23 protein-coding genes are annotated in these 22,151 nt (G+C 52.1%); 7 read left to right on the forward strand and 16 right to left on the reverse strand.

Going from position 1 to position 22,151, the window contains the following annotated elements; genetic code table 11:
• Window positions 1–2 precede the first annotated feature (2 nt).
• Entirely contained in the window at window positions 3–338 is a 336-nt protein-coding gene (locus HNQ57_RS14590) for an Hpt domain-containing protein (RefSeq protein WP_184464211.1), read from the reverse strand.
• Window positions 339–514: 176 nt separating this feature from the next.
• Window positions 515–673 carry a hypothetical protein gene (locus tag HNQ57_RS14595; RefSeq protein WP_184464213.1) on the reverse strand — a complete coding sequence of 53 codons (159 nt, stop codon included), beginning with the start codon at window positions 671–673 and terminating at the stop codon, window positions 515–517.
• A gap of 229 nt (window positions 674–902) precedes the next feature.
• Between HNQ57_RS14595 and HNQ57_RS14600 the strand changes: the two genes are divergently transcribed.
• Window positions 903–1,682, forward strand: a complete 780-nt coding sequence (locus tag HNQ57_RS14600; protein WP_226968246.1) for a sulfite exporter TauE/SafE family protein — start codon at window positions 903–905, stop codon at window positions 1,680–1,682.
• On the opposite strand, the gene arfB is transcribed toward HNQ57_RS14600, so the two are convergent.
• Window positions 1,679–2,101: an alternative ribosome rescue aminoacyl-tRNA hydrolase ArfB gene (gene arfB / locus HNQ57_RS14605; protein ID WP_221301734.1), complete on the reverse strand. Its 423-nt coding sequence runs from the start codon at window positions 2,099–2,101 to the stop codon at window positions 1,679–1,681. The genes HNQ57_RS14600 and arfB overlap by 4 nt on opposite strands.
• A 263-nt stretch (window positions 2,102–2,364) precedes the next feature.
• Between arfB and trpE the strand changes: the two genes are divergently transcribed.
• From trpE to trpC, 4 genes are read left to right on the forward strand one after another with little or no spacing between them, the layout of a single operon-like run.
• Window positions 2,365–3,861, forward strand: coding sequence for an anthranilate synthase component I (gene trpE, locus HNQ57_RS14610; protein WP_184464214.1), 1,497 nt, complete (start codon window positions 2,365–2,367; stop codon window positions 3,859–3,861).
• On the forward strand, window positions 3,861–4,445 hold the full coding sequence (locus HNQ57_RS14615; protein WP_184464216.1) for an aminodeoxychorismate/anthranilate synthase component II: 585 nt from the start codon (window positions 3,861–3,863) through the stop codon (window positions 4,443–4,445). The genes trpE and HNQ57_RS14615 overlap by 1 nt, the downstream gene beginning before the upstream one ends.
• Before the next feature lie 5 nt (window positions 4,446–4,450).
• Complete coding sequence (trpD, locus tag HNQ57_RS14620) at window positions 4,451–5,500, forward strand: anthranilate phosphoribosyltransferase (protein WP_184464310.1); 1,050 nt, start codon at window positions 4,451–4,453, stop codon at window positions 5,498–5,500.
• Window positions 5,497–6,303: an indole-3-glycerol phosphate synthase TrpC gene (gene trpC / locus HNQ57_RS14625; RefSeq protein WP_184464217.1), complete on the forward strand. Its 807-nt coding sequence runs from the start codon at window positions 5,497–5,499 to the stop codon at window positions 6,301–6,303. The genes trpD and trpC overlap by 4 nt, the downstream gene beginning before the upstream one ends.
• 136 nt (window positions 6,304–6,439) lie before the next feature.
• Here the strand turns inward: trpC and crp are convergent, their stop codons facing one another.
• Window positions 6,440–7,078 carry a cAMP-activated global transcriptional regulator CRP gene (gene crp / locus HNQ57_RS14630; protein WP_184464219.1) on the reverse strand — a complete coding sequence of 213 codons (639 nt, stop codon included), beginning with the start codon at window positions 7,076–7,078 and terminating at the stop codon, window positions 6,440–6,442.
• Between the two features lie 145 nt (window positions 7,079–7,223).
• Here crp and HNQ57_RS14635 point away from each other — a divergent pair, with 145 nt between their 5' ends.
• Together HNQ57_RS14635 and HNQ57_RS14640 are read left to right on the forward strand one after the other, a co-directional pair.
• Window positions 7,224–7,646, forward strand: coding sequence for an OsmC family protein (locus HNQ57_RS14635; RefSeq protein ID WP_184464221.1), 423 nt, complete (start codon window positions 7,224–7,226; stop codon window positions 7,644–7,646).
• A 2-nt stretch (window positions 7,647–7,648) separates the two neighbouring features.
• Window positions 7,649–8,056 carry a VOC family protein gene (locus tag HNQ57_RS14640; RefSeq protein WP_184464223.1) on the forward strand — a complete coding sequence of 136 codons (408 nt, stop codon included), beginning with the start codon at window positions 7,649–7,651 and terminating at the stop codon, window positions 8,054–8,056.
• Between the two features lie 48 nt (window positions 8,057–8,104).
• Here the strand turns inward: HNQ57_RS14640 and coq7 are convergent, their stop codons facing one another.
• The 12 genes from coq7 to HNQ57_RS14700 form a co-directional block, all read right to left on the reverse strand.
• On the reverse strand, window positions 8,105–8,746 hold the full coding sequence (coq7, locus tag HNQ57_RS14645; protein WP_221301735.1) for a 2-polyprenyl-3-methyl-6-methoxy-1,4-benzoquinone monooxygenase: 642 nt from the start codon (window positions 8,744–8,746) through the stop codon (window positions 8,105–8,107).
• Between the two features lie 35 nt (window positions 8,747–8,781).
• Window positions 8,782–11,625: a response regulator gene (locus HNQ57_RS14650; protein ID WP_184464225.1), complete on the reverse strand. Its 2,844-nt coding sequence runs from the start codon at window positions 11,623–11,625 to the stop codon at window positions 8,782–8,784.
• Window positions 11,576–12,853 (reverse strand): phosphoribosylamine--glycine ligase, encoded by a 1,278-nt coding sequence (gene purD / locus HNQ57_RS14655; protein ID WP_184464227.1) that lies wholly within the window; start codon window positions 12,851–12,853, stop codon window positions 11,576–11,578. Before purD ends, HNQ57_RS14650 begins: the two co-directional genes overlap by 50 nt.
• A gap of 160 nt (window positions 12,854–13,013) precedes the next feature.
• Window positions 13,014–14,594 (reverse strand): bifunctional phosphoribosylaminoimidazolecarboxamide formyltransferase/IMP cyclohydrolase, encoded by a 1,581-nt coding sequence (purH, locus tag HNQ57_RS14660; RefSeq protein WP_184464228.1) that lies wholly within the window; start codon window positions 14,592–14,594, stop codon window positions 13,014–13,016.
• A 61-nt stretch (window positions 14,595–14,655) separates the two neighbouring features.
• Window positions 14,656–14,934 (reverse strand): DNA-binding transcriptional regulator Fis, encoded by a 279-nt coding sequence (fis, locus tag HNQ57_RS14665; RefSeq protein WP_040802536.1) that lies wholly within the window; start codon window positions 14,932–14,934, stop codon window positions 14,656–14,658.
• 26 nt (window positions 14,935–14,960) lie between these two features.
• Window positions 14,961–15,950, reverse strand: a complete 990-nt coding sequence (gene dusB / locus HNQ57_RS14670; protein ID WP_221301736.1) for a tRNA dihydrouridine synthase DusB — start codon at window positions 15,948–15,950, stop codon at window positions 14,961–14,963.
• A 136-nt stretch (window positions 15,951–16,086) separates the two neighbouring features.
• Window positions 16,087–16,890, reverse strand: a complete 804-nt coding sequence (locus HNQ57_RS14675; RefSeq protein ID WP_184464233.1) for a zinc-ribbon and DUF3426 domain-containing protein — start codon at window positions 16,888–16,890, stop codon at window positions 16,087–16,089.
• 22 nt (window positions 16,891–16,912) lie between these two features.
• The gene (gene prmA / locus HNQ57_RS14680; RefSeq protein ID WP_184464234.1) at window positions 16,913–17,797 is read right to left on the reverse strand and encodes a 50S ribosomal protein L11 methyltransferase; all 885 of its coding nucleotides are present in this window, start codon (window positions 17,795–17,797) and stop codon (window positions 16,913–16,915) included.
• An 87-nt stretch (window positions 17,798–17,884) separates the two neighbouring features.
• Window positions 17,885–19,225, reverse strand: coding sequence for an acetyl-CoA carboxylase biotin carboxylase subunit (accC, locus tag HNQ57_RS14685; protein ID WP_184464236.1), 1,341 nt, complete (start codon window positions 19,223–19,225; stop codon window positions 17,885–17,887).
• 47 nt (window positions 19,226–19,272) lie between these two features.
• Entirely contained in the window at window positions 19,273–19,731 is a 459-nt protein-coding gene (gene accB / locus HNQ57_RS14690; protein WP_184464238.1) for an acetyl-CoA carboxylase biotin carboxyl carrier protein, read from the reverse strand.
• Window positions 19,732–19,769: 38 nt separating this feature from the next.
• On the reverse strand, window positions 19,770–20,210 hold the full coding sequence (gene aroQ / locus HNQ57_RS14695; RefSeq protein ID WP_184464240.1) for a type II 3-dehydroquinate dehydratase: 441 nt from the start codon (window positions 20,208–20,210) through the stop codon (window positions 19,770–19,772).
• Between the two features lie 185 nt (window positions 20,211–20,395).
• Window positions 20,396–22,084: a protein-disulfide reductase DsbD family protein gene (locus HNQ57_RS14700; protein WP_184464242.1), complete on the reverse strand. Its 1,689-nt coding sequence runs from the start codon at window positions 22,082–22,084 to the stop codon at window positions 20,396–20,398.
• Between the last annotated feature and the right edge of the window lie 67 nt (window positions 22,085–22,151).

Here is a 22,151-nt window from a genome sequence, read left to right on the forward strand (position 1 = left end):
GGTTATAGTCCTGCCATCTGCTTTAATTCTATGATTAGCGTGTCTAGCTTGTCTTTTGCAGTGAGCCAGTCCGTTTGCCACTGTGTTGCATCAAGTTCTAATGCACGTGTTTCTAAAGCGCCCACTTCTTGATAATAGCTTGAGCTGGCGAAATTGCCGAGCGCACTCTTTAGGCGGTGAACAGCATTAGATAATGCTTTTTTGTCGCCTTGGCGCAAAGAAAGCTCAATACTATCAATCATATCAGGAAGTTCGCTAAGAAACAGTTGCGCGAGTGTCTTAATAAGTGCGGTTTTGTTCCGGGTGATGTCCTGAACACGCTGAGGATCCAGTATCATATCGTCCTTGGGTCAAAGCAGATTATCTCTGCATAATGCCCGATATTGCCTAGGTATTCACGGTTTTTCAGCTATCTAACGAGCGCTTTAGGCGATTTTGTTTAGGCTGCTTTCTTGCGATGGTGAGCGGGCATACGAAATATTGAGGCGAACGCAGGGATTGGTCCGCTCACTTCTTATTGACTTAGGGCTGTTGCGCCGAGCACCAGTGCCACACAAAGTGCAATAGTTGGCAGTGTACCCAGGCTGATTTGGGCGGAACCGCCGCTAATCACAACGAGAATAATATTGCCAATTAAGGGAATGCTGAGGTTAATATTGTTTGAGTGTGCCATGAGGCCTCCTAGCCCGCGCTAGTTGCAGCTCGGTGTTAAGCTGAACCTAGTCGCTGTGAAGTAGTATAAAGTCGACGCTGAAATACGCGATTCGAATTTATACTTAGGTAATTCTGCATATACTGCCGCTTATGCTCAGTATGTCGTCGTCGCCAGAGTGAGCGACTAGCCGCGATTAACTGTCTTTTCAATATATTCAATGATGAATGGCTTTTTTGGAGTTGTAGGAGTGATTGGTATTGATTCTCTGGCGGCAATGAATCCTTGGTTTATCTTGCTGTTGCTGGCTGTTGGCCTCGTTGCTGGGGTGATCAATACCCTAGCCGGTGGCGGTTCAAACCTGACTTTGCCCGCGTTAATGGTGATGGGGCTGCCTGCAGATGTCGCCAATGCCACTAACCGCGTTGGTGTTTTGCTGCAGTCGCTGGCGGGGGTGCGTGATTTTGATCGCCATGGCCAATTGCCCCGCGCAGATCTGTGGTCTGTGCTACGGCCTACTTTAATGGGTTCGGTGTTCGGCGCGATTGCGGCAGCTTATATGCCAGTAGCCTATCTAAAGCCGATTTTGCTATTTGCGATGGTGAGTATGGCGCTCATTATTTTGGTGAGGCCCGCGGTGATAGCACCGCCGCCGGGAACACCGGTAAAACAACTTAAGGATTGCCCAGAAGCCTTTTGGGGCTTGTTTGCGGCAGGGATCTACGGCGGCTTTGTGCAGGCTGGGGTCGGTTTTGTATTAATTGGAGCCTTGGCAGGCACCCTGCGATATGACCTAGTAAAGACGAATGCCCTGAAAATGCTGTGCACAGCCGCGCTGACCGTGGCGGCGTTGGCGGTATTTATATGGCAAGATCTTGTGGCGTGGTTGCCTGGGCTTATTCTTGGCCTTGGTTCAATACTGGGCGCAAAAGTGGGTGTTCGTCTGGCGCTAAAGGCGAGTCAGCGCAGCTTGAAGTGGTTTTTGTTTGTGATGACGGTGGTCGCAAGTGGCTTTGCGATGGTGAGTTAATCGTCAATCCGGCCGCGCAGTGATTTGATTTTACCGCGTTGCGTTTTACTGTCCATGCGGCGGCGCTGCGAACCCTTGGTGGGCCTGGTGGGGCGGCGCGGTGGCAATGTTTTAACGGATTCTATAATAAACTCGCGCAGACGCTGCAAGGCGTTATCTCGATTCTTTTCCTGGGTGCGAAATTGTTGGGCCTTGATGATGATAATGCCGTCTTTGGTAATGCGTTGATCATTCTTGCTCAGTAGGCGCTGCTTGTAATAATCGGGCAGGGAGGACGCCTTGATGTCAAAGCGCAGGTGGATGGCAGACGACACTTTGTTGACGTTCTGGCCGCCGGCGCCTTGGGCGCGGATGGCGCTAAGTTCAATTTCGTCGTCGGGCAGGGTGAGGGCGGCTGATATTTCAAACACAGTGAACATTCTCTCCTTAAAGAGGGCTAGTCTATCAGCTTGCTCGTGAGACTGGAAAAACGCCCATAAAGGGCTTGGCGTGCGCTATTTTTTTGAGGTTCCCCCACAGGCCAGCCTCAGTTACAATGCTGCTTAATCTAATTTGGTGTGATGAGTTTACGAAAATGGTGCATAAGGCCCGCATAACACAGCTGTGTGATTGCCGTCGATGGCGATGGTAGCTATTGCAAAAGCAAACTGGCAAACCGACCTACCATTTTTAAGGATTTATCATGCAAGCCCAGCGATATAATGAACTGGCGCAGCAAAGCTATAACCGTATTCCGGTTTATCGCGATGTGCTGGCCGACCTCGATACTCCCCTCAGTGCCTATCTAAAGCTCGCTGCCGAGCCTTACAGTTTTCTGTTTGAATCCGTTCACGGCGGCGAAAAATGGGGCCGTTATTCAATTATCGGCCTCGGCGCGCGTACGGTTTTGCGTGCCGAAGGCTTAGCGGTCACGGTGCATCGTGACGGTAAATTAATCGAGTCCCACGAGTGTGACGACCCACTGGCCTTTGTCGAGGCCTTTCAGGCGCGCTATCAAGTGCCAGACTTGGATGAGCTTCCGGCGTTTTATGGTGGCTTGGTCGGCTATTTTGCCTACGATTGTGTGCGGTATATTGAGCCTAAATTAATGGCGACAACGCCACCCGATGTGTTGGGCACACCGGATATTTTGTTGATGGTGTCTGAGGAATTATTGGTTTTCGATAATCTTTCTGGCGTCGTTAAGATCATTACCCATGCCGATCCTAGTGATCCTGGGGCCTATGGCAAAGCTCAGGAACGTCTCGATTCCTATGCGCAGATGTTGCGAGGCTTGTCGCCTATGCTGCCGGAGTTGAATCTGAGCGCCGATGGCGTCGCTGAAACAGATTTTGTTTCTAGTTTCGGTGAGGATAAATTTAAAGAAGTGGTCGAAAAGGTACGCGACTACGTTCTTGCTGGTGACACTATGCAGGTGGTTTTGTCTCAGCGCCTGAGTATTCCTTTTGATGCCTCACCGCTGAATTTTTATCGCGCTCTGCGCCATCTGAATCCGTCGCCCTATATGTACTACCTCAACTTGGAAGACTTCCATATTGTTGGTTCTTCACCGGAAATATTGGCGCGTTTGGAGGACGGCGAAGTCACGGTGCGGCCGATTGCTGGCACCCGCCGCCGCGGTCATAACGACGCGGAAGATTTAGCGCTTGAAAATGAGCTACTCGCTGATCCCAAGGAAATTGCCGAGCATTTAATGTTGATCGATTTAGGCCGTAATGACGCTGGCCGAGTCGCCAAAACCGGTACTGTAGAGCTCAGCGATAAAATGGTGGTTGAGCGTTATTCCCATGTGATGCATATCGTCTCGAACGTGCGCGCACAAGTGCGTGATGATATTACCGCCATGGATGTACTGCGCGCGACCTTACCGGCAGGCACCTTGAGCGGCGCGCCCAAGGTGCGAGCTATGGAGATCATTGACGAGCTTGAACCCGTCAAGCGTGGTGTCTACGGTGGCGCAGTCGGCTATTTAAGCTGGAATGGCAATATGGATACCGCCATAGCAATCCGTACCGCGGTTATTAAAGATGGCCAGCTGCATATTCAGGCTGGCGCAGGCATTGTTGCCGATTCTCAGCCTAGACTGGAATGGAAAGAAACAATGAATAAGGCGCGGGCGGTATTTAAAGCGGCGTCAATGGTGCAGAGCGGTGTGGCCAATAAAGTGGAGGCGTCATAATGTTATTAATGATCGATAATTACGACTCCTTTACTTATAACGTTGTGCAGTATTTTGCTGAGTTGGGCGCCGACGTCAAAGTGGTCCGCAATGATGAAATCAGTATCGAGGAGATTCAGGCATTGGCGCCGACGCACCTCGTGATTTCTCCCGGCCCCTGCACACCCAATGAAGCCGGTATTTCCATGGCGGCAATCGAGGCCTTTGCCGGCAAGATTCCGGTGCTCGGTGTTTGTCTTGGGCATCAAAGTATTGGTCAGGTGTTTGGCGGCAAAATTGTGCGGGCTAGGCAGGTGATGCATGGTAAGACGTCACCGATGCATCACCACAGCAATGGTGTATTTAGCGGTTTGCATAATCCCCTAGTCGCAACCCGCTATCACTCGCTGGTCATCGACAGAGCCAGTCTGCCAGACTGTTTGGAAATAACCTCATGGACACAGCTCGAAGACGGTAGTGTCGATGAAATTATGGGCGTGCGTCACAAGACACTCGATGTTGAGGGTGTGCAGTTTCACCCCGAGTCTATCTTGTCTGAGCAGGGCCATGAATTGTTTAAAAACTTTTTGGAGCGCGGCGTATGACGGCCATGACAATAACCGCTGCCCTCGGGCGGCTGGTGCAAAACATAAGTCTGAGTACTGACGAGATGACGGCGGTGATGACTGACATCATGACCGGGAAATGCACCGACGCCCAGATTGCGGCGTTTCTTATTGCGCTGCGTATGAAAAGTGAAAGCCTCGATGAGATTGAGGGCGCGGTGCGGGTGATGCGCAAATTGGCGATGCCGGTGGATATTAGCGGTTTAGCGCATGTGGTTGATATTGTTGGCACCGGCGGTGACGGTGCTAATTTATTTAATGTCTCTTCGGCCAGTACTTTTGTGGTGGCGGCGGCGGGGGCGCATGTGGCAAAGCATGGTAATCGCTCGGTGTCCTCAAAAAGCGGTAGTGCAGACCTACTAGAAGCGGCGGGTATTCAGCTCAATTTAAACTCAGAGCAAGTGGCGCGCTGTATTCGTGAGGTGGGTGTTGGCTTTATGTTTGCCGTTAATCACCACAGCGCAATGAAATACGCTATTGGCGTTCGCCGCGAAATTGCCCAGCGCACGATTTTTAATATTTTGGGACCGCTTACTAATCCAGCAGGCGTGACGCGCTTGGTTTTGGGTGTGTTTAGCAGCGAGCTGTGCAGGCCCTTGGCTGAGGTACTACAGCGTTTAGGTGCGGAGCACGTGATGGTTGTTCATGCCAAAGATGGTTTAGACGAGATTAGCTTGGCCTGCGCAAGCGAAGTCGCCGAGTTAAAAAACGGCGAAATAACGGAGTATTTGCTCTCACCTGAAGATGTGGGAATTAAAAGCCAAAGTCTTGTTGGTCTGGACGTAACGGATAGCGCGGGCTCCTTGGCGCTGATTCGCGATGCCCTGGGCAAGCGCAGTACCGAGGCGGGCAAAAAGGCCGCCGACATGATCGCCTTAAATGCGGGCGCGGCGCTCTATGTTGCTGGCGTCACCAGTACCTTAAAGCATGGCGTTGCGCTGGCTGAAGACACCATTCACGGTGGCCAAGCCCTAGAAAAAATGGGTGAACTAGCCGCCTTTAGTCAGGGCTTAATTGGCGGATCACAAAAATGAGTTCGTCATTAAATACCCCAACAATCTTAAAGAAAATTATTGATCGTAAGCGTGAAGAAGTTGCTGAGCGTAGCGCTAACGTTGCCATCGCCATGCTTAAAGAGCAAATTCAAACAGCCTCGGCGCCTCGGGGTTTTGTTCGGGCAATGGAAGCGAAATTAGCGGCTGGGCAGTCGGCAGTGATTGCCGAGATTAAAAAGGCCTCGCCCTCCAAGGGTGTTATTCGCGAAGATTTTCACCCTGCCGAGATTGCCGCTAGCTACGAGCGCGGTGGTGCGGCGTGTTTATCAGTGCTTACCGATGCCGACTTTTTTCAGGGCTCAGAAGCTTATCTTCAGCAGGCGCGAGCGGCGTGTTTGCTACCGGTAATTCGTAAAGACTTTATCGTTGATCCTTATCAAGTTTATGAGGCGCGAGCAATAGGCGCCGATTGCATTCTGTTGATTGCTGCGGCACTGAATGACGCCGACATGGCGAGCTTGAATGCATTGGCCCTTGAGTTGGGTTTGGATGTATTGATTGAGGTGCATAACGCTGAAGAGTTGGCGCGTACTTTACCGTTGGGTAACCGTCTTATCGGCATTAATAATCGTAATCTGCATACTTTTGAAACCACGCTAGAAACGACGTTCAATTTGTTAGCTGATATCGGCGATGAATTTTTGGTGGTGACCGAGAGCAGTATTCACACCACTGAAGACGTGGCGGCAATGCGCAGCAAAGGTGTGAATGCATTTTTGGTGGGCGAAGCGTTTATGCGCGCTGACGAGCCGGGCGAGAAATTGGCTGAGTTATTTACCTGAGAGGCCGCTGAACGCTGGATGGGAGACGGCAAACGCTAAGACTGGTGCTTTGCCGCCGACCCTGTTCCGCGTGAGAAAGATGGAAGGCCGCACTTGCTGTTGCATCTCCCGTCTCCCGTCCAGCATTAGGCGAAACCTAGCGTGTACCAAACACGACCATGGTCTTACCTTTCACGTTAACTAAGCCCTGTTCCTCTAGGGTTTTCAAAACACGGCCAACCATTTCTCTTGAACAACCCACAATCCGGCCGATTTCTTGGCGGGTAATTTTGATCTGCATACCGTCCGGGTGAGTCATTGCGTCGGGCTGTTTGCAAAGATCAAGTAAAGTTCGGGCGACTCGGCCGGTAACGTCTAAAAAGGCGAGATCGCCGACTTTGCGGGTAGTTAAGCGCAAGCGCTTAGCCATTTGTCGGCCCAGGGCTAATAAAATATCGGGATACTGTTCGCTGAGTTCGCGGAACTTGCTGTAGCTGATTTCTGCGATTTCACATTCGGTGCGGCTTTTGACTAATGCACTGCGTGTACTCGGGCTGTCTTCATCAAACACGCCCATTTCACCGAAAAAATCGCCTTTGTTTAAATAGGCGACAATCATTTCGCGTCCTTCATTGTCTTCTATGATGACGGTGACGGAGCCTTCGGTGATGTAAAACAAGGCGTCACTGTCATCGCCAGCGTAAATTAGGGTGCTTTTACTGGGGTAGCGGCGTCGGTGGCAGTGAGCTAAGAAGCCTTCTATATTTATAATTTCTGGTTTTAGCGGGTTCAGCACGGTTGTGGGGTCTCTTGATCTAGCAGAATGTCCAATGCGTGTGTTTCAGGTCTAAGTATGACCTGCTTTGGTGTTGATGGCGAGCCTGAATACTAGGGGCTGTGGTAAGCTTAGGCTAATTTACACAAGTCGCAAAGAGGGCGGAATGAAAGCAACAGTGAAGTGGGTTGACGGTGCCATGTTTTTGGCTGAATCGGGGAGTGGCCACTCGGTCGTCATGGACGGCCCGGAAGATCACGGCGGTCGCAATATGGGTGTTCGCCCTATGGAGATGCTGTTACTTGGTATGGGCGGTTGTGCCTCTTTTGACGTAATGAGTATGCTTAAAAAATCGCGACAAGATGTATTGGATTGTCGCTGTGAGCTAGAAGCTGAACGTGCCGATGCCGTACCGGCGGTGTTTACCAAAATTCACCTGCATTTTGTGGTGAGCGGTAAAGGCCTCAAGGAAGCTCATGTTAAACGCGCGGTCGAGCTCTCAGCTGAAAAATACTGCTCTGCCTCAATCATGATGGAAGCGGCCGGTGTCGATGTAAGTCACAGCTACGAGATCGCTGGCGAGGAATAGCTATGTTAAATCGGCCTAATGCGCATGCAGGCTTGCGCCATCTTGCACTGTTTGTAGCGAACTTTGATGAAGCCCTGCATTTTTATACCGAGCTATTAGGTATGGCGGTTGAGTGGCAGCCGGACCCCGATAATATTTATTTGTGCTCCGGCTGCGACAACCTCGCTCTGCATCGCTATCAGGGCGGGGAGCGGCCTGTAGCGGGGCAGCGCTTAGATCATTTAGGCTTTGTCATTGACCGCATAGACGACGTCGATGCCTGGCATGCTTTTTTGCTCGAGAATGGCGTTGCAATCAAGGCCGAGCCTCGCACTCATCGCGATGGCGCCCGTAGTTTTTACTGTTTGGATCCCGATGGGAATTTGGTGCAGATGATTTATCATCCGCCGATAAGTGCGCGGACCGTCTGATGTCGGTCGTCGGACGTCAGACACCCGACGTCCGACTTGCTTCCACACTTAAACGTAATACGTACTCCCTGTCATCACCTTCGCCATTAAACTCATCGCCTTTTTCACTGGCGCGGGGAACACTTGTCCGCCCGCGTCAATTGCCATTGTGGCATGGGCTGCTTCGTCTTCTAACATTTGAGTGATGATGGCGCGAGATTTTAGGTCGTCTTCGGGTAAGGTTTTAAGGTGTTCCCGCAGGTGCGCACAGACTTGGTCCTCCGTGGCGGCGACAAAGCCGAGGCTGATGCGGTCGCTGATTGCGCCGGCGCCGGCGCCGATGGCAAACGAGGCAATATAAAAGAGCGGGTTGAGGTGGCTGGTGTGACTACCGAGTTCTTGCAGGCGTTGTTCGCACCACGCTAGGTGGTCAATTTCTTCATTGGCTGCTTGTTCCATGGCAATTTTGACGGCCGCATTTTTTGCGGTGAGCGCCTGGCCTTGATAGAGGGCCTGGGCGCAGACTTCTCCGGTGTGGTTTATTCGCATTAGTCCTGAAGCGTGGCGGCGCTGTTGTTCTTCACCTTGGCTAGTATTCAGGGCGTGGCTGGGATTGCTGCGCTTGGCCGTTGCACTGCCTTTCACCAATGTTTTTAAGCTGCGATCGGCGCTCATTATAGCGCGGTCGAGTAGGGAATATTCGCGGGTCATTTTGATCCTCCGTCAGACATTATACGCCACTTTCGCTATTGCGGTGCCGGTGCCGGTGCCTGTGGCGTGCTCACGGTTGTTTTGGTGTGTTGGTAGCCCGTCCAGCGTTTGATCGCTTCGGCGAGCTCCCACAAGCGAATGGGTTTGACTAAGTGTAAATCCATTCCTGCTCGAAGATAGCTGTCGCGCTGTTCGTCTAGGGAATTGGCCGTTAGCCCAAAAATAGGGGTGCGCTCACGGCCTTCTTCGCCTTCGAATAGACGAATTTGCCGCGTTGCTTCAGCGCCGTCCATGATTGGCATTTCAATATCCATAATCACAAAGTCGAAACGACCACGAATAAACGAGTTCAATGCTTGTTGCCCATTTCCAACGTGGTGTACATCAATTCCTAGGCTGCTCAGCATGCGCGTTAGTACTTGGGCGTTGGTTGGATTGTCTTCGGCAATAAGGCATTTGAGTGATGACAAGTTCAGTGCGTCAGTACTGTATTGATCTGGCGAGCGATGATTAATACTTGCGTCGAAATGGCATTCAGCTAGTAGCGCGCTGCGCAGTGCGACACTGCTCAGCGGTTTGCTCAGCACGCGACGAATACCGGCGTTTTGTAATTCGTCGCGATCAAAATTGATGTTTGCGTGGGCTAGCATCAGGCTGATGGGCTGTTGATTTTCGGCTTGACTGTCATCGCATATTCGCTGAGCGAGCTTTAAACCACCTCCGGCGAGCGCTTGGTCGATTAATAGAATTTCTATCGGCGCATTGAGTAGTAGCTGATTGCGCACTATCGCTACGGCGGCATTATCACTGTTTGCTGTGAGTACTTGCATACCCCAGGTGCTGCACTGCTTGCTGAGTACCTTACAAAAGGTTTGGTTGCCGTCCACAACGAGCAGGCGTTTACCCTGGAGAAGCTCGGTGCCAGCAGTGCTGCTTTGCTCTGAAATTTTAGGCACGCCAAGTAACAGGGAAAAGCTCAGAGTGTGAGCACCGTTTGGTGAGGTGCGGACATTGACTTGGCCTCGCATTAAGCTAATGAGCTGGGCGGCGATGGCAAATCGCGCGTTAGTGATACTACTATCATTGCTAATGGAGCGGCTTAGAGCTTGTTTCTCTTGGGTGCTGAAGGCCTTGCCGCGATGGCTTAGGTCAAAATAAGTCAGTCCGGCTTTGGTCTCTGATGGGTAGACTTTCAGTAAAATATAGCCAGATTCAAAATGTTCAAATGCACTGTTCATTACGTGGGATAGCAATTGCCGAATTCGCGATGGGTCGCCGATGAGTTGCTCTCTGACCTCACTGTCAATATCACAAATTAATTCAATGGCTTGTTCAGCGGCAATATTGCGGAACCCGGCGAGGGACTCGTCGATAATTTCGGGTAAGTTAATCAGTTGGTTGCTGAGTTCAACGTCACTTTCGCTAAAGCGCACTGCCTGACTGGCCTCATCCAGCAACTGCAGCAGTTCGTGGCTAGAGCGCTGTAAAGTGCTGATATAGTCCTCTTGGCTAGCGGTTAAGCGCGTGTCACTAAGCAGCTCTGTTACGCCGATCATGGCACTTAGCGGGGTGCGAATATCGTGGGTAATGCGGGCTAATATATCGGTTTTGGCGCGATTCACTTCACCGAGGACGGCAATGTGCTGATCGTCTTGCGCTTGCTTGCGTTGGCGTAGTTGGTGGCGAGTAAATAATAAGCACGTTTGACTGATGGCGGCACCTGATGCCAGCGCTATCATCGCGGTGTTGATTAAGGGTATATCGCTTAGGTTTAGGAAGTAGCTAAGCAGAGCTACTGAGTAAAGTAACATGACTGCTGTGCGAGTAGTTAAATAATAAAAAATCAAACGGCTGTAACTGACTAAGTAGCAATGCAGTGACATGATAAATAAAAGTAAAACATTGGCGGGTATTAGTGTGTGTACAAGAACAGTGGCGCTGCGCCCGTCACTGATTAAACTAATGGCGATGGCTAAGATATTCACTAATATCGCTGTCCGGAAAATAGCCGGCCAGCGATGAGTGCGATTCATTGGAAATACGGGAAAGCCTTGCGCGTAGAGCAACTCCAGGATGCAGATCGCCAGTAAGGCGGTTATTAAGGTTGCACCCTGCCACGGTGGCATAAATCCTTGAGCTTCGCCAATATAACCCCATGCCAGTATTTGGCAGATAATTATTAGCCCGCAATTCAGGGCTTGGTAGATAAAAAGCCGCTCTTTGTGCAAAAGTGCACTGACAAGATTAAATAACAGCAGTAATACTAAGATGCCGTAGAACGCGGCATTAATAAATTCTCGCTTACTTACCTGGCCAAGAAAGCTTGCATAGCTGTGTAATTCAATGGTGATGCGTCGTGCAATAGGGGACTCGATGCGCAGGTAAAATGTACTTTGGCTGTGTGCCTCGATGGGGATGGCAAATAGGGTCTCGCTGCGAATTAACTTTCCTGATGGAAATGGCGCGACGATTTCTCCCTGGGTATAAAATTCAATATATTTGGCATTACTTGGTTGGACCTGCAATAACTGTTGCCTGATTTCGTTACTGGTATTGCGTAGCGTGAAGCGAAGCCAGAGGCGCCCGGTGGCGCCAGAAAGCTGGAAGTCAGCAATGCCGCTAGGCCGAAACTGGGTGTTTAATTCTGGCTGTTGGATAGCGTCGATACGATAGCGCGCGTCCGGGTCCATTAGAACGTCGGTGTAGCCCGCGAGGTTTGTGTTGTTTTGACTTGAATCGAGTACGAGCACTGGCGCCGCCAAGCTGGGAACGCTAATGCACAGCAAAAGCAAGCCCAGAAAGCGGCGCAGGCGGCGGTACGACCGAGGTTTATTTACGGTCGATGGCGCGGTAGGCAATGTCGTTGCGATAGAATGCATCCCGCCACTTTATCTGTTTCGCTGCTGCGTAGGCAAGCTGCTGTGCATCGGCAACGCTACTGGCTATGGCGGTGGCGCACAGTACGCGGCCGCCGTTGGTGACTAGCTTGCCGTCGACTAGGCGCGTGCCGGCATGAAATACCTTGCTGCAGTCCGTTTCTGCGGGAATGCCAGTAATGACCTCGCCCTTGGCGTAATCGCTGGGGTAGCCGCCCGCAGCCAGAACCACGCCGACGGCTGGGCGGGAGTCCCAGTCAGCAGTGACGGTATCAAGTTTGCCGGCAATCGCAGCGAGGCAAAGTGCCGCTAAATCTGACTTTAAACGCAGCATAATGGGCTGGGTTTCGGGGTCGCCGAAGCGGCAATTGTATTCAATTACTTTGGGTTCGCCTTGAGCATTTATCATTAGCCCAGCATATAAAAATCCAGTGTAGCGATTACCTTCGCTGGCCATACCGCGCACGGTGGGAATGATAACTTCATTCATTACCCGCTGGTGGATTTCTGGCGTAACGACCGGGGCTGGTGAGTATGCGCCCATCCCGCCAGTGTTGGGGCCGGTGTCGCCGTCGCCAACTCGCTTGTGGTCTTGGCTGGTGGCCATGGCGAGAATGTTTTCGCCGTCGACCATCACGATAAAGCTGGCTTCTTCGCCTTCTAGAAACTCTTCAATAACCACGCGGCAACCGGCGTCGCCAAAGGCATTACCAGACAGCATGTCGCGCACGGCATCTTCGGCTTGTGCTAGGGTTTCGGCAACGATTACGCCTTTACCGGCAGCGAGGCCATCGGCTTTAACCACAATCGGCGCACCCTGTTCACGCAAATACGCCAGTGCGGGTTCGAGTTCGGTAAAGTTTTGGTAGCTGCCAGTGGGGATTTGGTGACGAGCGAGAAAGTCTTTGGTGAAGGCTTTGGAGCCTTCGAGTTGCGCGGCGCCCTTGGTGGGGCCAAAGCACGGTAAGTTGCGGGCTTGGAAAAAATCAACAACGCCTTCGACTAAGGGCGCTTCAGGGCCGACGATGGTAAGGCCTACCTGATTCTTCTCGGCAAAGTCTGCTAGCGCCGCAAAGTCGTCAATAGCAATTGCCACATTTTCAATATTGTTGTCTAAAGCCGTGCCGGCATTGCCGGGGGCTACAAATACGGTTTCAACTTGTGCTGATTGAGCAACCTTCCACGCCAGCGCGTGTTCGCGGCCGCCGTTGCCAATAATGAGTACATTCATATGCTTGGGTGAACGCTTGATGGGAGATGGGAGACGCAAAACCTAGGTCTGTCATCGCTATCGGCGTTCAAACTCCTTTGTCTGTATTTGATTTCAAGGCTGGATTGGGAGGTCGAGGTGTCTTTTGCATCTCCCGTCTCCCGTCCAGCATCTTGCGCGATTAGTGCCGGAAGTGGCGCATACCGGTAAACGCCATCGCAATGCCGTATTCGTCGGCAGCGGCGATCACTTCTTCGTCGCGAATTGAGCCGCCAGGCTGGATGACACATTTAATACCGGCAGCGCCCGCATTATCCAAACCGTCCCGGAAGGGGAAGAAGGCGTCAGAGGCCATGACCGCTCCGGCCACTTGTAAGCCAGCGTGCTCGGCTTTGATTGCTGCGATGCGGGCCGAGTTGATGCGGCTCATTTGGCCAGCGCCTACGCCGATGGTCTGACGGTTCTTGGCGTAGACGATGGCATTGGATTTAACGAACTTAGCAACCTTCCAAGCGAAGATCATATCGTCTATTTCGCTGGGCTCGGGCTGGCGCTTGGTCACAATCTTAAGGTCGGCGGCGGTAATCATACCCAGATCGCGATCTTGTACTAGCAGGCCGCCATTAACGCGTTTGTAGTCGAAGGCGGGGCTGCTCTTGTCCCACTGGCCACAGCTAAGTAGGCGCAGATTTTTCTTCTCGGCGATGATGGCCGCAGCTTCTTCGCTAACGGTAGGCGCAATAATGACTTCAACAAACTGGCGATCGCAAATTGCTTTGGCAGTGGCGGCGTCGAGTTCGCGGTTAAAGGCGATAATACCGCCAAATGCCGACTCGGGGTCAGTGGCAAAGGCCAGGTCGTAAGCTTCGCCGATGCCGTTCAAAGAGACCGCGACGCCGCAGGGGTTGGCGTGTTTAACAATAACGCAGGCCGGCTTCACAAAGGACTTAACACATTCCAGCGCGGCGTCGGTGTCGGCAATATTGTTGTACGACAGGGCTTTGCCTTGCAGCTGAGTTGCGGTGGCAACAGAGGCTTCGCTGGGGTGGCGTTCAACGTAAAACGCAGAATCCTGATGGGGGTTTTCGCCGTAGCGCATGTCTTGGGCTTTAATGAACTGGCTATTAAACGTGCGCGGGAATTTTTCAGTGCCACCGGGCACCAGCCGACCAAAGTAATTGGCAATCATACCGTCATAAGCGGCGGTGTGTTCGTAGGCTTTAATGGCTAAGTCAAAACGGGTGTCGAGATGGGTGCAGCCGTTACTGGCTTGCAGCTCATCTAGGATAACTTGATAGTCAGTGGCATTAACGACAATGGCCACGTCGCGGTGATTTTTTGCCGCAGCGCGAACCATGGTCGGTCCGCCAATATCAATGTTCTCTACTGCGTCTTCTAAGGTGCAACCGGGTTTTGCTACAGTGGCTTCGAAGGGGTAAAGATTAACAATAACCATGTCGATCGCATCGATGCCGTGCTCGACCATAATGCCGTCATCAATGCCTCGACGACCGAGAATGCCGCCGTGTACCTTGGGGTGCAAGGTCTTAACGCGGCCATCCATCATTTCGGGGAAACCGGTGTAATCGGATACTTCGGTCACTGCGATGTCATTCTGCTTAAGCAGGGCAAACGTACCGCCAGTAGAGAGTAATTCAACACCGAGTTTGCTGAGTTCGCGAGCGAATTCAACAATGCCGGATTTGTCGGAAACGCTGATGAGTGCGCGCTTTACGGGACGGGCCTGATTGTCAGTAGTCATGCAGAGAGTGTTACCTTAAGGTTTAAAAAAGTGTACTGAAATTGGTGTTCAGAGCAGCCAATTACAAGAGATCATATTGTTTGAGCTTTTTTCGTAAGGTGCCGCGATTCAATCCCAGCATTTGCGATGCGCGGGTTTGGTTATTGCGGGTGTAGCGCATTACTTCTTCGAGTAGTGGTGCTTCTACCTCCGATAAAACCATATTGTAAACATCGCAAACGTCCTGTCCGTCAAGATTGGTCAGGTAGTTGTTGAGGGCTATGGCGACACTGTCACGCAAGGTTTTTGCTTTGCTAATATCGTCTGCCGAGGGCGTTGGGTTGGCGCTGACCTCGGTCATCACTGCGGTGTCGGTGCTGGTTAAGTTCATGCTGCTGCGTCCTGTAGAGTTTGGCCGTGCTGTTCAAAGTAGCGATGTACAGCATCTAGTTGTGCACTGGCAGATTCAAGGCGATTGAATTCACTGCGAAAGCCAGTGTTGGCGTCGTGCTCCTGCAAATACCATGCGCAATGTTTACGCGCGATTCGCAGGCCGTTCTGTTCCCCATAAAAATGATGTAGCGCGCTGAGGTGGCTCAGCATAACTGCTTGTACTTCTGCTGTGGTCGCGGCCGGTGCCAGAATTCCGGTGTTCAAGTAGCTGGCTATTTCACGGAATAACCATGGTTTACCCTGCGCGCCACGCCCGATCATTACGCCGTCGGCGCCGGTGTAATCCAGTACATATTTAGCTTGCTCGGCACTGGTGATATCACCATTGGCGAATACGGGTATGCTAATCGCCTGCTTAATCGCGGCAATCGTATCGTACTCGGCCATACCCAAATATCGGCATTGTCGAGTACGACCATGCACTGCGAGTGAGCTAATACCGCAATCCTGAGCAAGCTCCGCAATGGCTAGGCCATTGCGCTGGTCCGGTGACCACCCAGTGCGAATTTTTAATGTCACTGGAATATCTACTGCCGCAATCACTGCTTTGAGTATTTGCTCAACCAGTTCAGGCTCTTTTAATAAAGCTGAACCTGCGGCCCGCTTACACACTTTTTTCGCTGGGCAGCCCATATTGATATCAATGATATCGGCGCCCATCTCCATGCAACTTCTTGCGGCTTCCGCCATCATGGCTGGCTCGGCACCGGCAATTTGTACCGCGCGGGGTGTATTGTCGTCGTGAGCTAGGCGTAAATGACTTTTGCGAGTATGCCAAAGTTGCGTGTCGCTAATCACCATTTCCGACACGGTTAAGCCAGCGCCAAATTGCCGGCATAATCTGCGAAAGGGCAGGTCAGTAATTCCTGCCATCGGCGCCAATACAGCGCGAGCAGGAAGCTTGTGAGGACCAATCTGGATCATCGCCATGCCTGAAAAAAAAGGGTGCTTAACAGTGGGAAAACAGGGCAGCTATGATACTCGTTTGCTGACTTCACCGGAAGCCTTGCGCTCAGAAAATAACCAACTCTGAGTGTGAAAGAAGTGCACAAATGGGGCTTTACGGCAGCAGCTGTAACTGGTAGTTCACGGCGGTGGAGCCGGGGTCAACGATTTCTAGCGCAATGTGCACCGGTTGCTGGCTGGCGAGATCTGACAGCGCATTGAGTTCTCCAGCCAGGTACTCGCGGGGTTGAAACACCCTGCTGGCAAGGGTTTGGCCATTTATGTCGCTAAAGTGCAGCTTCAGGGCTGGGAAGGGGCTTGGCTCGGCACTGCGATTTAATAAAATAGTATCGACAATAAGTGCGTTGGCCACGCTAGGGTGTTTGCGAACCAGAAGGTGGGTACTCACTACGTCGCCCAGTTGGCGCGCTTCTGGCGCTTTGTTCTCGCACAGTAGCGGGTGCAGTGGGCATAGCTGCTGTAAATAGTCACCAGCGGGGCTGGCGAATACAGCGTCCTTTTGCCAGAGTGCAATTTGCCCGGCCAGTGCCAGTAGGGCAATGAAATTCGCCATCAGCCAAGGCCAGCGTCGGGGCTGGTGACGCGGGCGATGGTGTTCAAAGTCATGGTTTAGAGTGCTTAAACCGGCAATAAGGTCTAGGGGGGAGTCTGCGGTAGTGTCACTTTCAGTGTGGCTCGTCTCGGCAGGCTCGAGTGCGGTTTGCTGTGGCTCGGCGGCGGATAAATGCGCTTTTGGCGTGTTTCCCGTTGCCGCATTGAAAATGCTCATGCACACGCCACAACGCACTAAGCCGCCAGCGGCGTGTAGTTGTTGGGATTTGAGTCGAAAGCGCGTCATGCATTGCGGGCATGACACGCTTTCGACTACGTCAGTCGGTGCTTGGTGTTCGGTAGGCATGAGCTCAATGTGCTTAAGTGGTTTAGGGTTTCTTTTTGCCGTTAATGCGGACCCATTCGTCCTTGGCATTCAGTTCTAGCGCATTAAACCACTGTCGGTAGCAGGTCAGCAATTCTTCGGCTTGGCTGTTGAGAATACCTGATAGGCAAATCGGTGCCTCAGGGCTTAGCGCCGCCGCTAAATTCGGCGCCAGAGAGATTAGGGGGCCGGCAAGAATATTTGCGATCATCACATCACCGTGCAAATTGCTGGGGATTTGCTCTGGGAGCAGGCAGTCGATACGGTCGTCGTCAATATTATTGCGCTGGGCATTGTCGCGGGTTGCGAGCAGTGCTTGAGGGTCGTTATCGATGGCAATGACCCTTTTGGCACCGAGTAGTAACGCTGCAATACCTAAAATGCCTGAGCCGCAGCCGTAGTCGATAACGGTTAAGCCGCTGAGATTTTGCTGGTCTAGCCATTGCATGCACAACCAGGTGGTGGGGTGGGTGCCGGTGCCAAAGGCGAGGCCGGGGTCGAGTAGTAGATTTACTGCGCTGGGGTCTACTGGCTCTCGCCAGCTTGGGCAAATCCAAAGGCGCTCGCCGCACTGAATAGGGTGGTAGCTGTCCATCCACTCTCGGACCCAGTCGCGGTCTTCCAGTATTTCACTGCGGTGGGGTGGCAGGGCTTTGCCAAATTGGGTTTCTAGGGCGACGAGGATAGCATCCATGTCAGTGTCAGCGGTGAACAGGCCTGTTACCCGAGTTTGTTGCCACATGGGGGTTTCACCTACGCCGGGCTCGTACACAGGTTGGTCGGCGTTGTCTTCCATGGTCACGGCGGCGGCGCCTATTTCTAGCAAGGCGTCTTCTAGTGCTGGCGCAGAGGCTGGGTTGGTGTCTAGGCGCAGTTGTAACCATGTCATAGGGCTAACTCTTTTTGAAATTTAATGATATCGGCAGAATGTAAAAAAGGGGCCGAAGCCCCTTTTGAGTGTGCAGTTTAAACTATTTTACAGTTTAAGCTTCTTTTCTAGGTAGTGAATACTCACGCCGCCTTCGCGGAATGCGGCATCGCGGACCAAGTCCCGATGTAAGTCGGTGTTGGTGCGAATGCCGTCTACCACCAGCTCGTCTAATGCATTGCGCATACGGGCAAGGGCGATTTCGCGATTGTCTCCCCAGGTGATGATTTTGGCGATCATCGAGTCGTAATGAGGGGGGACGGTGTAACCGCTGTAAAGGTGCGAGTCGACCCGTACGCCTAGGCCACCCGGCGCATGGTAGTGCTTAATCAAACCTGGGCAGGGCATAAAGGTTTTGGGATCTTCGGCATTTATCCGGCACTCAAAGGCGTGGCCTTTGATTTTGATGTCGTCCTGAGTAAGGGACAGCTTCTCGCCGCCAGCAATTAAGAGCTGCTGCTTGATAAGATCGACACCGGTTACCATTTCGCTGACAGGGTGCTCAACCTGAATACGGGTATTCATCTCGATAAAGAAGAATTGGCCGTTTTCGTAGAGGAATTCGAAGGTGCCCGCGCCACGGTAATTAATGGCAATACAGGCATCAACACAAGACTTGGCGACTTGGGCGCGAATCTCGTCGGGAATACCCGGTGCTGGCGCTTCTTCTAATACCTTCTGGTGACGACGTTGCAAAGAGCAGTCGCGGTCGCCTAGGTGAATAGCGCTTCCTTGGCCGTCGGCCAAAACTTGGATCTCGACGTGGCGGGGGTTTTCGAGAAATTTCTCAATATATACCGTGCCATCGCCAAAGGCGGCGCTGGCTTCGGATTGCGTGACATAAACTGCATTGAGCAGCGCTGCCTCGCTATGAACTACTCGCATACCGCGACCGCCGCCGCCAGCAGCTGCTTTAATGATGACCGGGTAACCGATGCGCTTGGCTACCTTTAAAGTGTGTTCATTATCGTCGGTGATCGGGCCATCTGAGCCAGGTACGGTTGGTACACCGGCCTTTTTCATGGCTTTTATCGCAGAAACCTTGTCGCCCATCATGCGAATAAGGTCGGGCGTGGGGCCGATAAAGACAAAACCACTCTTTTCAACTTGTTCTGCGAAGTCGGCGTTCTCGGCGAGAAAACCGTAGCCGGGATGAATGGCGACGGCGTCGGTAACTTCGGCGGCGCTGATAATGGCTGGAATATTGAGATAGCTCGCGGTCGATGGCGCGGGGCCAATACACACGGACTCGTCAGCTAGGCGGACATGCATCAGGTCGCGGTCAGCGGCTGAGTGCACTGCTACCGTTTTAATACCCAATTCTTTGCAGGCGCGCAAAATCCGCAGGGCAATTTCACCACGGTTGGCAATGACGACTTTTTTAAGCATTTGGAATCAATTCCTCTTTTGGTGCTTTGATCGTAGTTATGCCGGTGTTACACAATGGTGATCAAGGGCTGGTCAAATTCCACGGGCTCAGCGTCGTCAACCAAAATGGCCTCGATTACGCCAGACTTGTCTGCTTCAATTTGGTTCATCATTTTCATGGCTTCAACGATGCAGATGACATCGCCAGCTTTGACGTGCTGACCAACTTCAACAAAGGCGGGTGAAGACGGTGAAGGTGAGCGGTAGAACGTACCGACCATGGGCGACTTGATTAAATGACCGCTTGGGCCTTGCGCTTCAACTGGAGCTGCTGCAGCGGCCGGTGCTGGGGCCGCTGGCTGTGGCGCGTATTGCATTGGCTGTTGCATATACTGCGGCGCCATCATGCCTTTGGCGGCGCTGTTGCGGCTGATGCGCACAGACTCTTCGCCTTCTTTAATCTCGAGCTCGTCGATATTCGATTCTTCGAGTAACTCGATAAGCTTTTTTACTTTTCTAATATCCATAGTAACTCTCTTTAATGTGAGTGAAGTGATTAGTCTTGTTATTCGTTTAACTGGCTTATTGCAGCTTGCAGGGCATATTCATAGCCTGCTGCAGCCAAGCCGCAGATGACGCCCTGGGCAATATCTGAAAAATAGGAATGATGACGAAAACTGTCCCGCGCGTGCACATTGGATAAGTGCACTTCAATAAAGGGGATGTCTACTGCCAGCAGGGCATCGCGCAGGGCAATACTGGTATGGGTAAAGGCCGCGGGATTAAAAATAATAAAGTTGATGCCTTCCGGGCGCGCCAAGTGGATGCGTTCAATTAGCTCGTATTCGGCATTGCTTTGCATTGATTGCAAATGATGCCCGGCCGCCTTGGCGGATAGCTGTAACCTAGTGTCAATATCGGCAAGCGTGGCGCTACCGTAAACGCCGGGTTCGCGACTGCCGAGGAGGTTGAGATTGGGGCCGTGAAGTACGAGTATCGATGCCATAGGTCACTGCTATATTGCTTAATTCAGGTTATGCGCAGATTGTGCCTTATTTGGTTTTATGAGTCCAACGCATCCCGTGAATTTTTTAAGATAGCGTGCAGTTAGCCGCAAGTTTGCAGAAGATGGCCGGAATTTTGTGCTCTCCAGTGTTTTCGGTGCTAACACTGAAAACGGCTAATATCGCTCTAAGTTGACTCTTCAAGCAAGCGAAGGAGCATGGACTTGCTTAAGACCTGCGGCAAGACGATGGGGCTGGCAGAGAGATCGGCTGGGAAATATATATAGAGTGGAATACCGTTGCGCTGGTAATCGGCCAGCAGTTGGGTGATGGCAGGATCATAGCGCGTCCAATCGGCTGTGACATAGTGAACATTGTGAAGAATGAAGGCGGCGCGAATCGTGTCGGTGTGCAACACTAGCGCTTCATTGGCGGCGCAGGTTATACACCAGTCGGCGGTAACATCTAAAAACACATTTTGGCCGCTTTCGCGCAGGCGCTGAATTTGGCTGCTATCAAAGCCTGTCACATTAGCGTTATTCTCAATCGGCTTGTTGAGGCCGATCAGCATAAGGCTTAGTGCCCCAATGTAGGCGACAATGGCCAGTATTTTCGCCGCCAGGCCTTGCCTGTAGAGCCAGAGACCAAAACCAATTAGCAGCCAGGCAGATAAAATAAGTGCCATGCCGTTCGCGCCGGTTTGGCGACCGACCACCCAGCTTAACCAAACGGCGGTGGCGAGTAGGGGGAAGGCGAGTAGCTGGCGGAGCGTGATCATCCATTGCCCCGGTTTTGGAAGGCGACGCAAGCCAGCGGGGAATAGTGTTAACAACAACACCGGCAGTGCCATGCCGATACCGATGAAGCCAAACACGAGCAGTGAAATGGCGGGTGTTTGGCTGGCGGCAAAGCCCACGGCCGTGCCCATAAAGGGCGCTGTGCAGGGACTGGCGACCACGGTGGCGAGCACGCCAGTGAAAAAACTGCCGCTATAACCCGATTGCCGACTAAGGTCGCCGCCTATATTCATCCAGCTGCCGCCAATCTCAAATACACCGAGTAAGTTCAGCGACAGCACAAAGAACAGGCTGGCGAGTAGGGCGACAAACCACGGTGTTTGCAGTTGAAAGCCCCAGCCGATGGCTTGCCCAGCTTGTTGCAGCGCGACTAATACTCCGGCCACCGCAACAAAGCTCAAGACCACGCCAGCGCTGTACGCGATGCCGTGGCTGGCGGGACTGCCGCTGCGGGCATTCGCGAAGCTCAGCACCTTGAGGCCCAATACCGGGAAGACGCAGGGCATTAAATTGAGAATAGCACCGCCGAGTGCGGCAAAAATTAAGATGAGCCAAAGTGTTGGTACATCTGCGGTGGCGGGCAGGGGGCTAATCTTCTTGGGCGCGCTCGTTTTTTCAATTAGCTGGCTGATCGGATCAATACGGTAGTGCTGGGTTTGGGGCGGATAGCATAGCCCGGCATCGGCGCAGCCTTGTGAGGTAATGCTCAGTGTAAAGGGTTGGCTGGGTATATCGCTGATCGCGATAGACGTATTGTGATAGTAAACTTCGGTTTCGCCAAAATAAGGGTCTTGTTTGACTTTGCCGGGTTCAAAGCGGGTACTAATCGCCGCAGGCTTGCCATCAACGCTGGCGCTTAGCTGGAAACGCTCGCGATAGAGGTAATAGCCCTCGGTTATTTGCCAGCCAAGCAATAAATTATCGTTATTCCACTGGAGGTCTGATTGGTAGGCCTGTTCCACGGGCAAAAAGCTAGGATTGCTGTCGCCAAAGCTTTGCGGCGTGGCATTAAAAAAATCCTGACTATGGGCGTTGACACCGAAGACCAGAAAAATAAGCGATAATAAAAGTGGTTTCATAAATACAATCACTGCTGTGGTGGCGTTATGATACGCCATAATTAGTTGTTTCGATGCTGAAGTTCAC

The sequence above is a fragment of the Zhongshania antarctica genome, assembly GCF_014202945.1.
Classification (GTDB): domain Bacteria; phylum Pseudomonadota; class Gammaproteobacteria; order Pseudomonadales; family Spongiibacteraceae; genus Spongiibacter; species Spongiibacter antarcticus.

What these genes read in the sequence shown, in the direction of transcription:
- trpD (WP_184464310.1), top strand. Translation starts at nt 4,451, where the DNA reads ATGACAATAACCGCTGCCCTCGGGCGGCTGGTGCAAAACATAAGTCTG.
- accC (WP_184464236.1), bottom strand. Translation starts at nt 19,225, where the DNA reads ATGCTTAAAAAAGTCGTCATTGCCAACCGTGGTGAAATTGCCCTGCGG.
- purH (WP_184464228.1), bottom strand. Translation starts at nt 14,594, where the DNA reads ATGACTACTGACAATCAGGCCCGTCCCGTAAAGCGCGCACTCATCAGC.
- HNQ57_RS14650 (WP_184464225.1), bottom strand. Translation starts at nt 11,625, where the DNA reads ATGCATTCTATCGCAACGACATTGCCTACCGCGCCATCGACCGTAAAT.
- HNQ57_RS14590 (WP_184464211.1), bottom strand. Translation starts at nt 338, where the DNA reads ATGATACTGGATCCTCAGCGTGTTCAGGACATCACCCGGAACAAAACC.
- prmA (WP_184464234.1), bottom strand. Translation starts at nt 17,797, where the DNA reads ATGACATGGTTACAACTGCGCCTAGACACCAACCCAGCCTCTGCGCCA.
- HNQ57_RS14635 (WP_184464221.1), top strand. Translation starts at nt 7,224, where the DNA reads ATGAAAGCAACAGTGAAGTGGGTTGACGGTGCCATGTTTTTGGCTGAA.
- HNQ57_RS14640 (WP_184464223.1), top strand. Translation starts at nt 7,649, where the DNA reads ATGTTAAATCGGCCTAATGCGCATGCAGGCTTGCGCCATCTTGCACTG.
- HNQ57_RS14595 (WP_184464213.1), bottom strand. Translation starts at nt 673, where the DNA reads ATGGCACACTCAAACAATATTAACCTCAGCATTCCCTTAATTGGCAAT.
- accB (WP_184464238.1), bottom strand. Translation starts at nt 19,731, where the DNA reads ATGGATATTAGAAAAGTAAAAAAGCTTATCGAGTTACTCGAAGAATCG.
- HNQ57_RS14615 (WP_184464216.1), top strand. Translation starts at nt 3,861, where the DNA reads ATGTTATTAATGATCGATAATTACGACTCCTTTACTTATAACGTTGTG.
- HNQ57_RS14700 (WP_184464242.1), bottom strand. Translation starts at nt 22,084, where the DNA reads ATGAAACCACTTTTATTATCGCTTATTTTTCTGGTCTTCGGTGTCAAC.
- purD (WP_184464227.1), bottom strand. Translation starts at nt 12,853, where the DNA reads ATGAATGTACTCATTATTGGCAACGGCGGCCGCGAACACGCGCTGGCG.
- trpE (WP_184464214.1), top strand. Translation starts at nt 2,365, where the DNA reads ATGCAAGCCCAGCGATATAATGAACTGGCGCAGCAAAGCTATAACCGT.
- HNQ57_RS14675 (WP_184464233.1), bottom strand. Translation starts at nt 16,890, where the DNA reads ATGCCTACCGAACACCAAGCACCGACTGACGTAGTCGAAAGCGTGTCA.
- coq7 (WP_221301735.1), bottom strand. Translation starts at nt 8,746, where the DNA reads ATGACCCGCGAATATTCCCTACTCGACCGCGCTATAATGAGCGCCGAT.
- arfB (WP_221301734.1), bottom strand. Translation starts at nt 2,101, where the DNA reads ATGTTCACTGTGTTTGAAATATCAGCCGCCCTCACCCTGCCCGACGAC.
- aroQ (WP_184464240.1), bottom strand. Translation starts at nt 20,210, where the DNA reads ATGGCATCGATACTCGTACTTCACGGCCCCAATCTCAACCTCCTCGGC.
- dusB (WP_221301736.1), bottom strand. Translation starts at nt 15,950, where the DNA reads ATGATCCAGATTGGTCCTCACAAGCTTCCTGCTCGCGCTGTATTGGCG.
- trpC (WP_184464217.1), top strand. Translation starts at nt 5,497, where the DNA reads ATGAGTTCGTCATTAAATACCCCAACAATCTTAAAGAAAATTATTGAT.
- fis (WP_040802536.1), bottom strand. Translation starts at nt 14,934, where the DNA reads ATGACCGAGGTCAGCGCCAACCCAACGCCCTCGGCAGACGATATTAGC.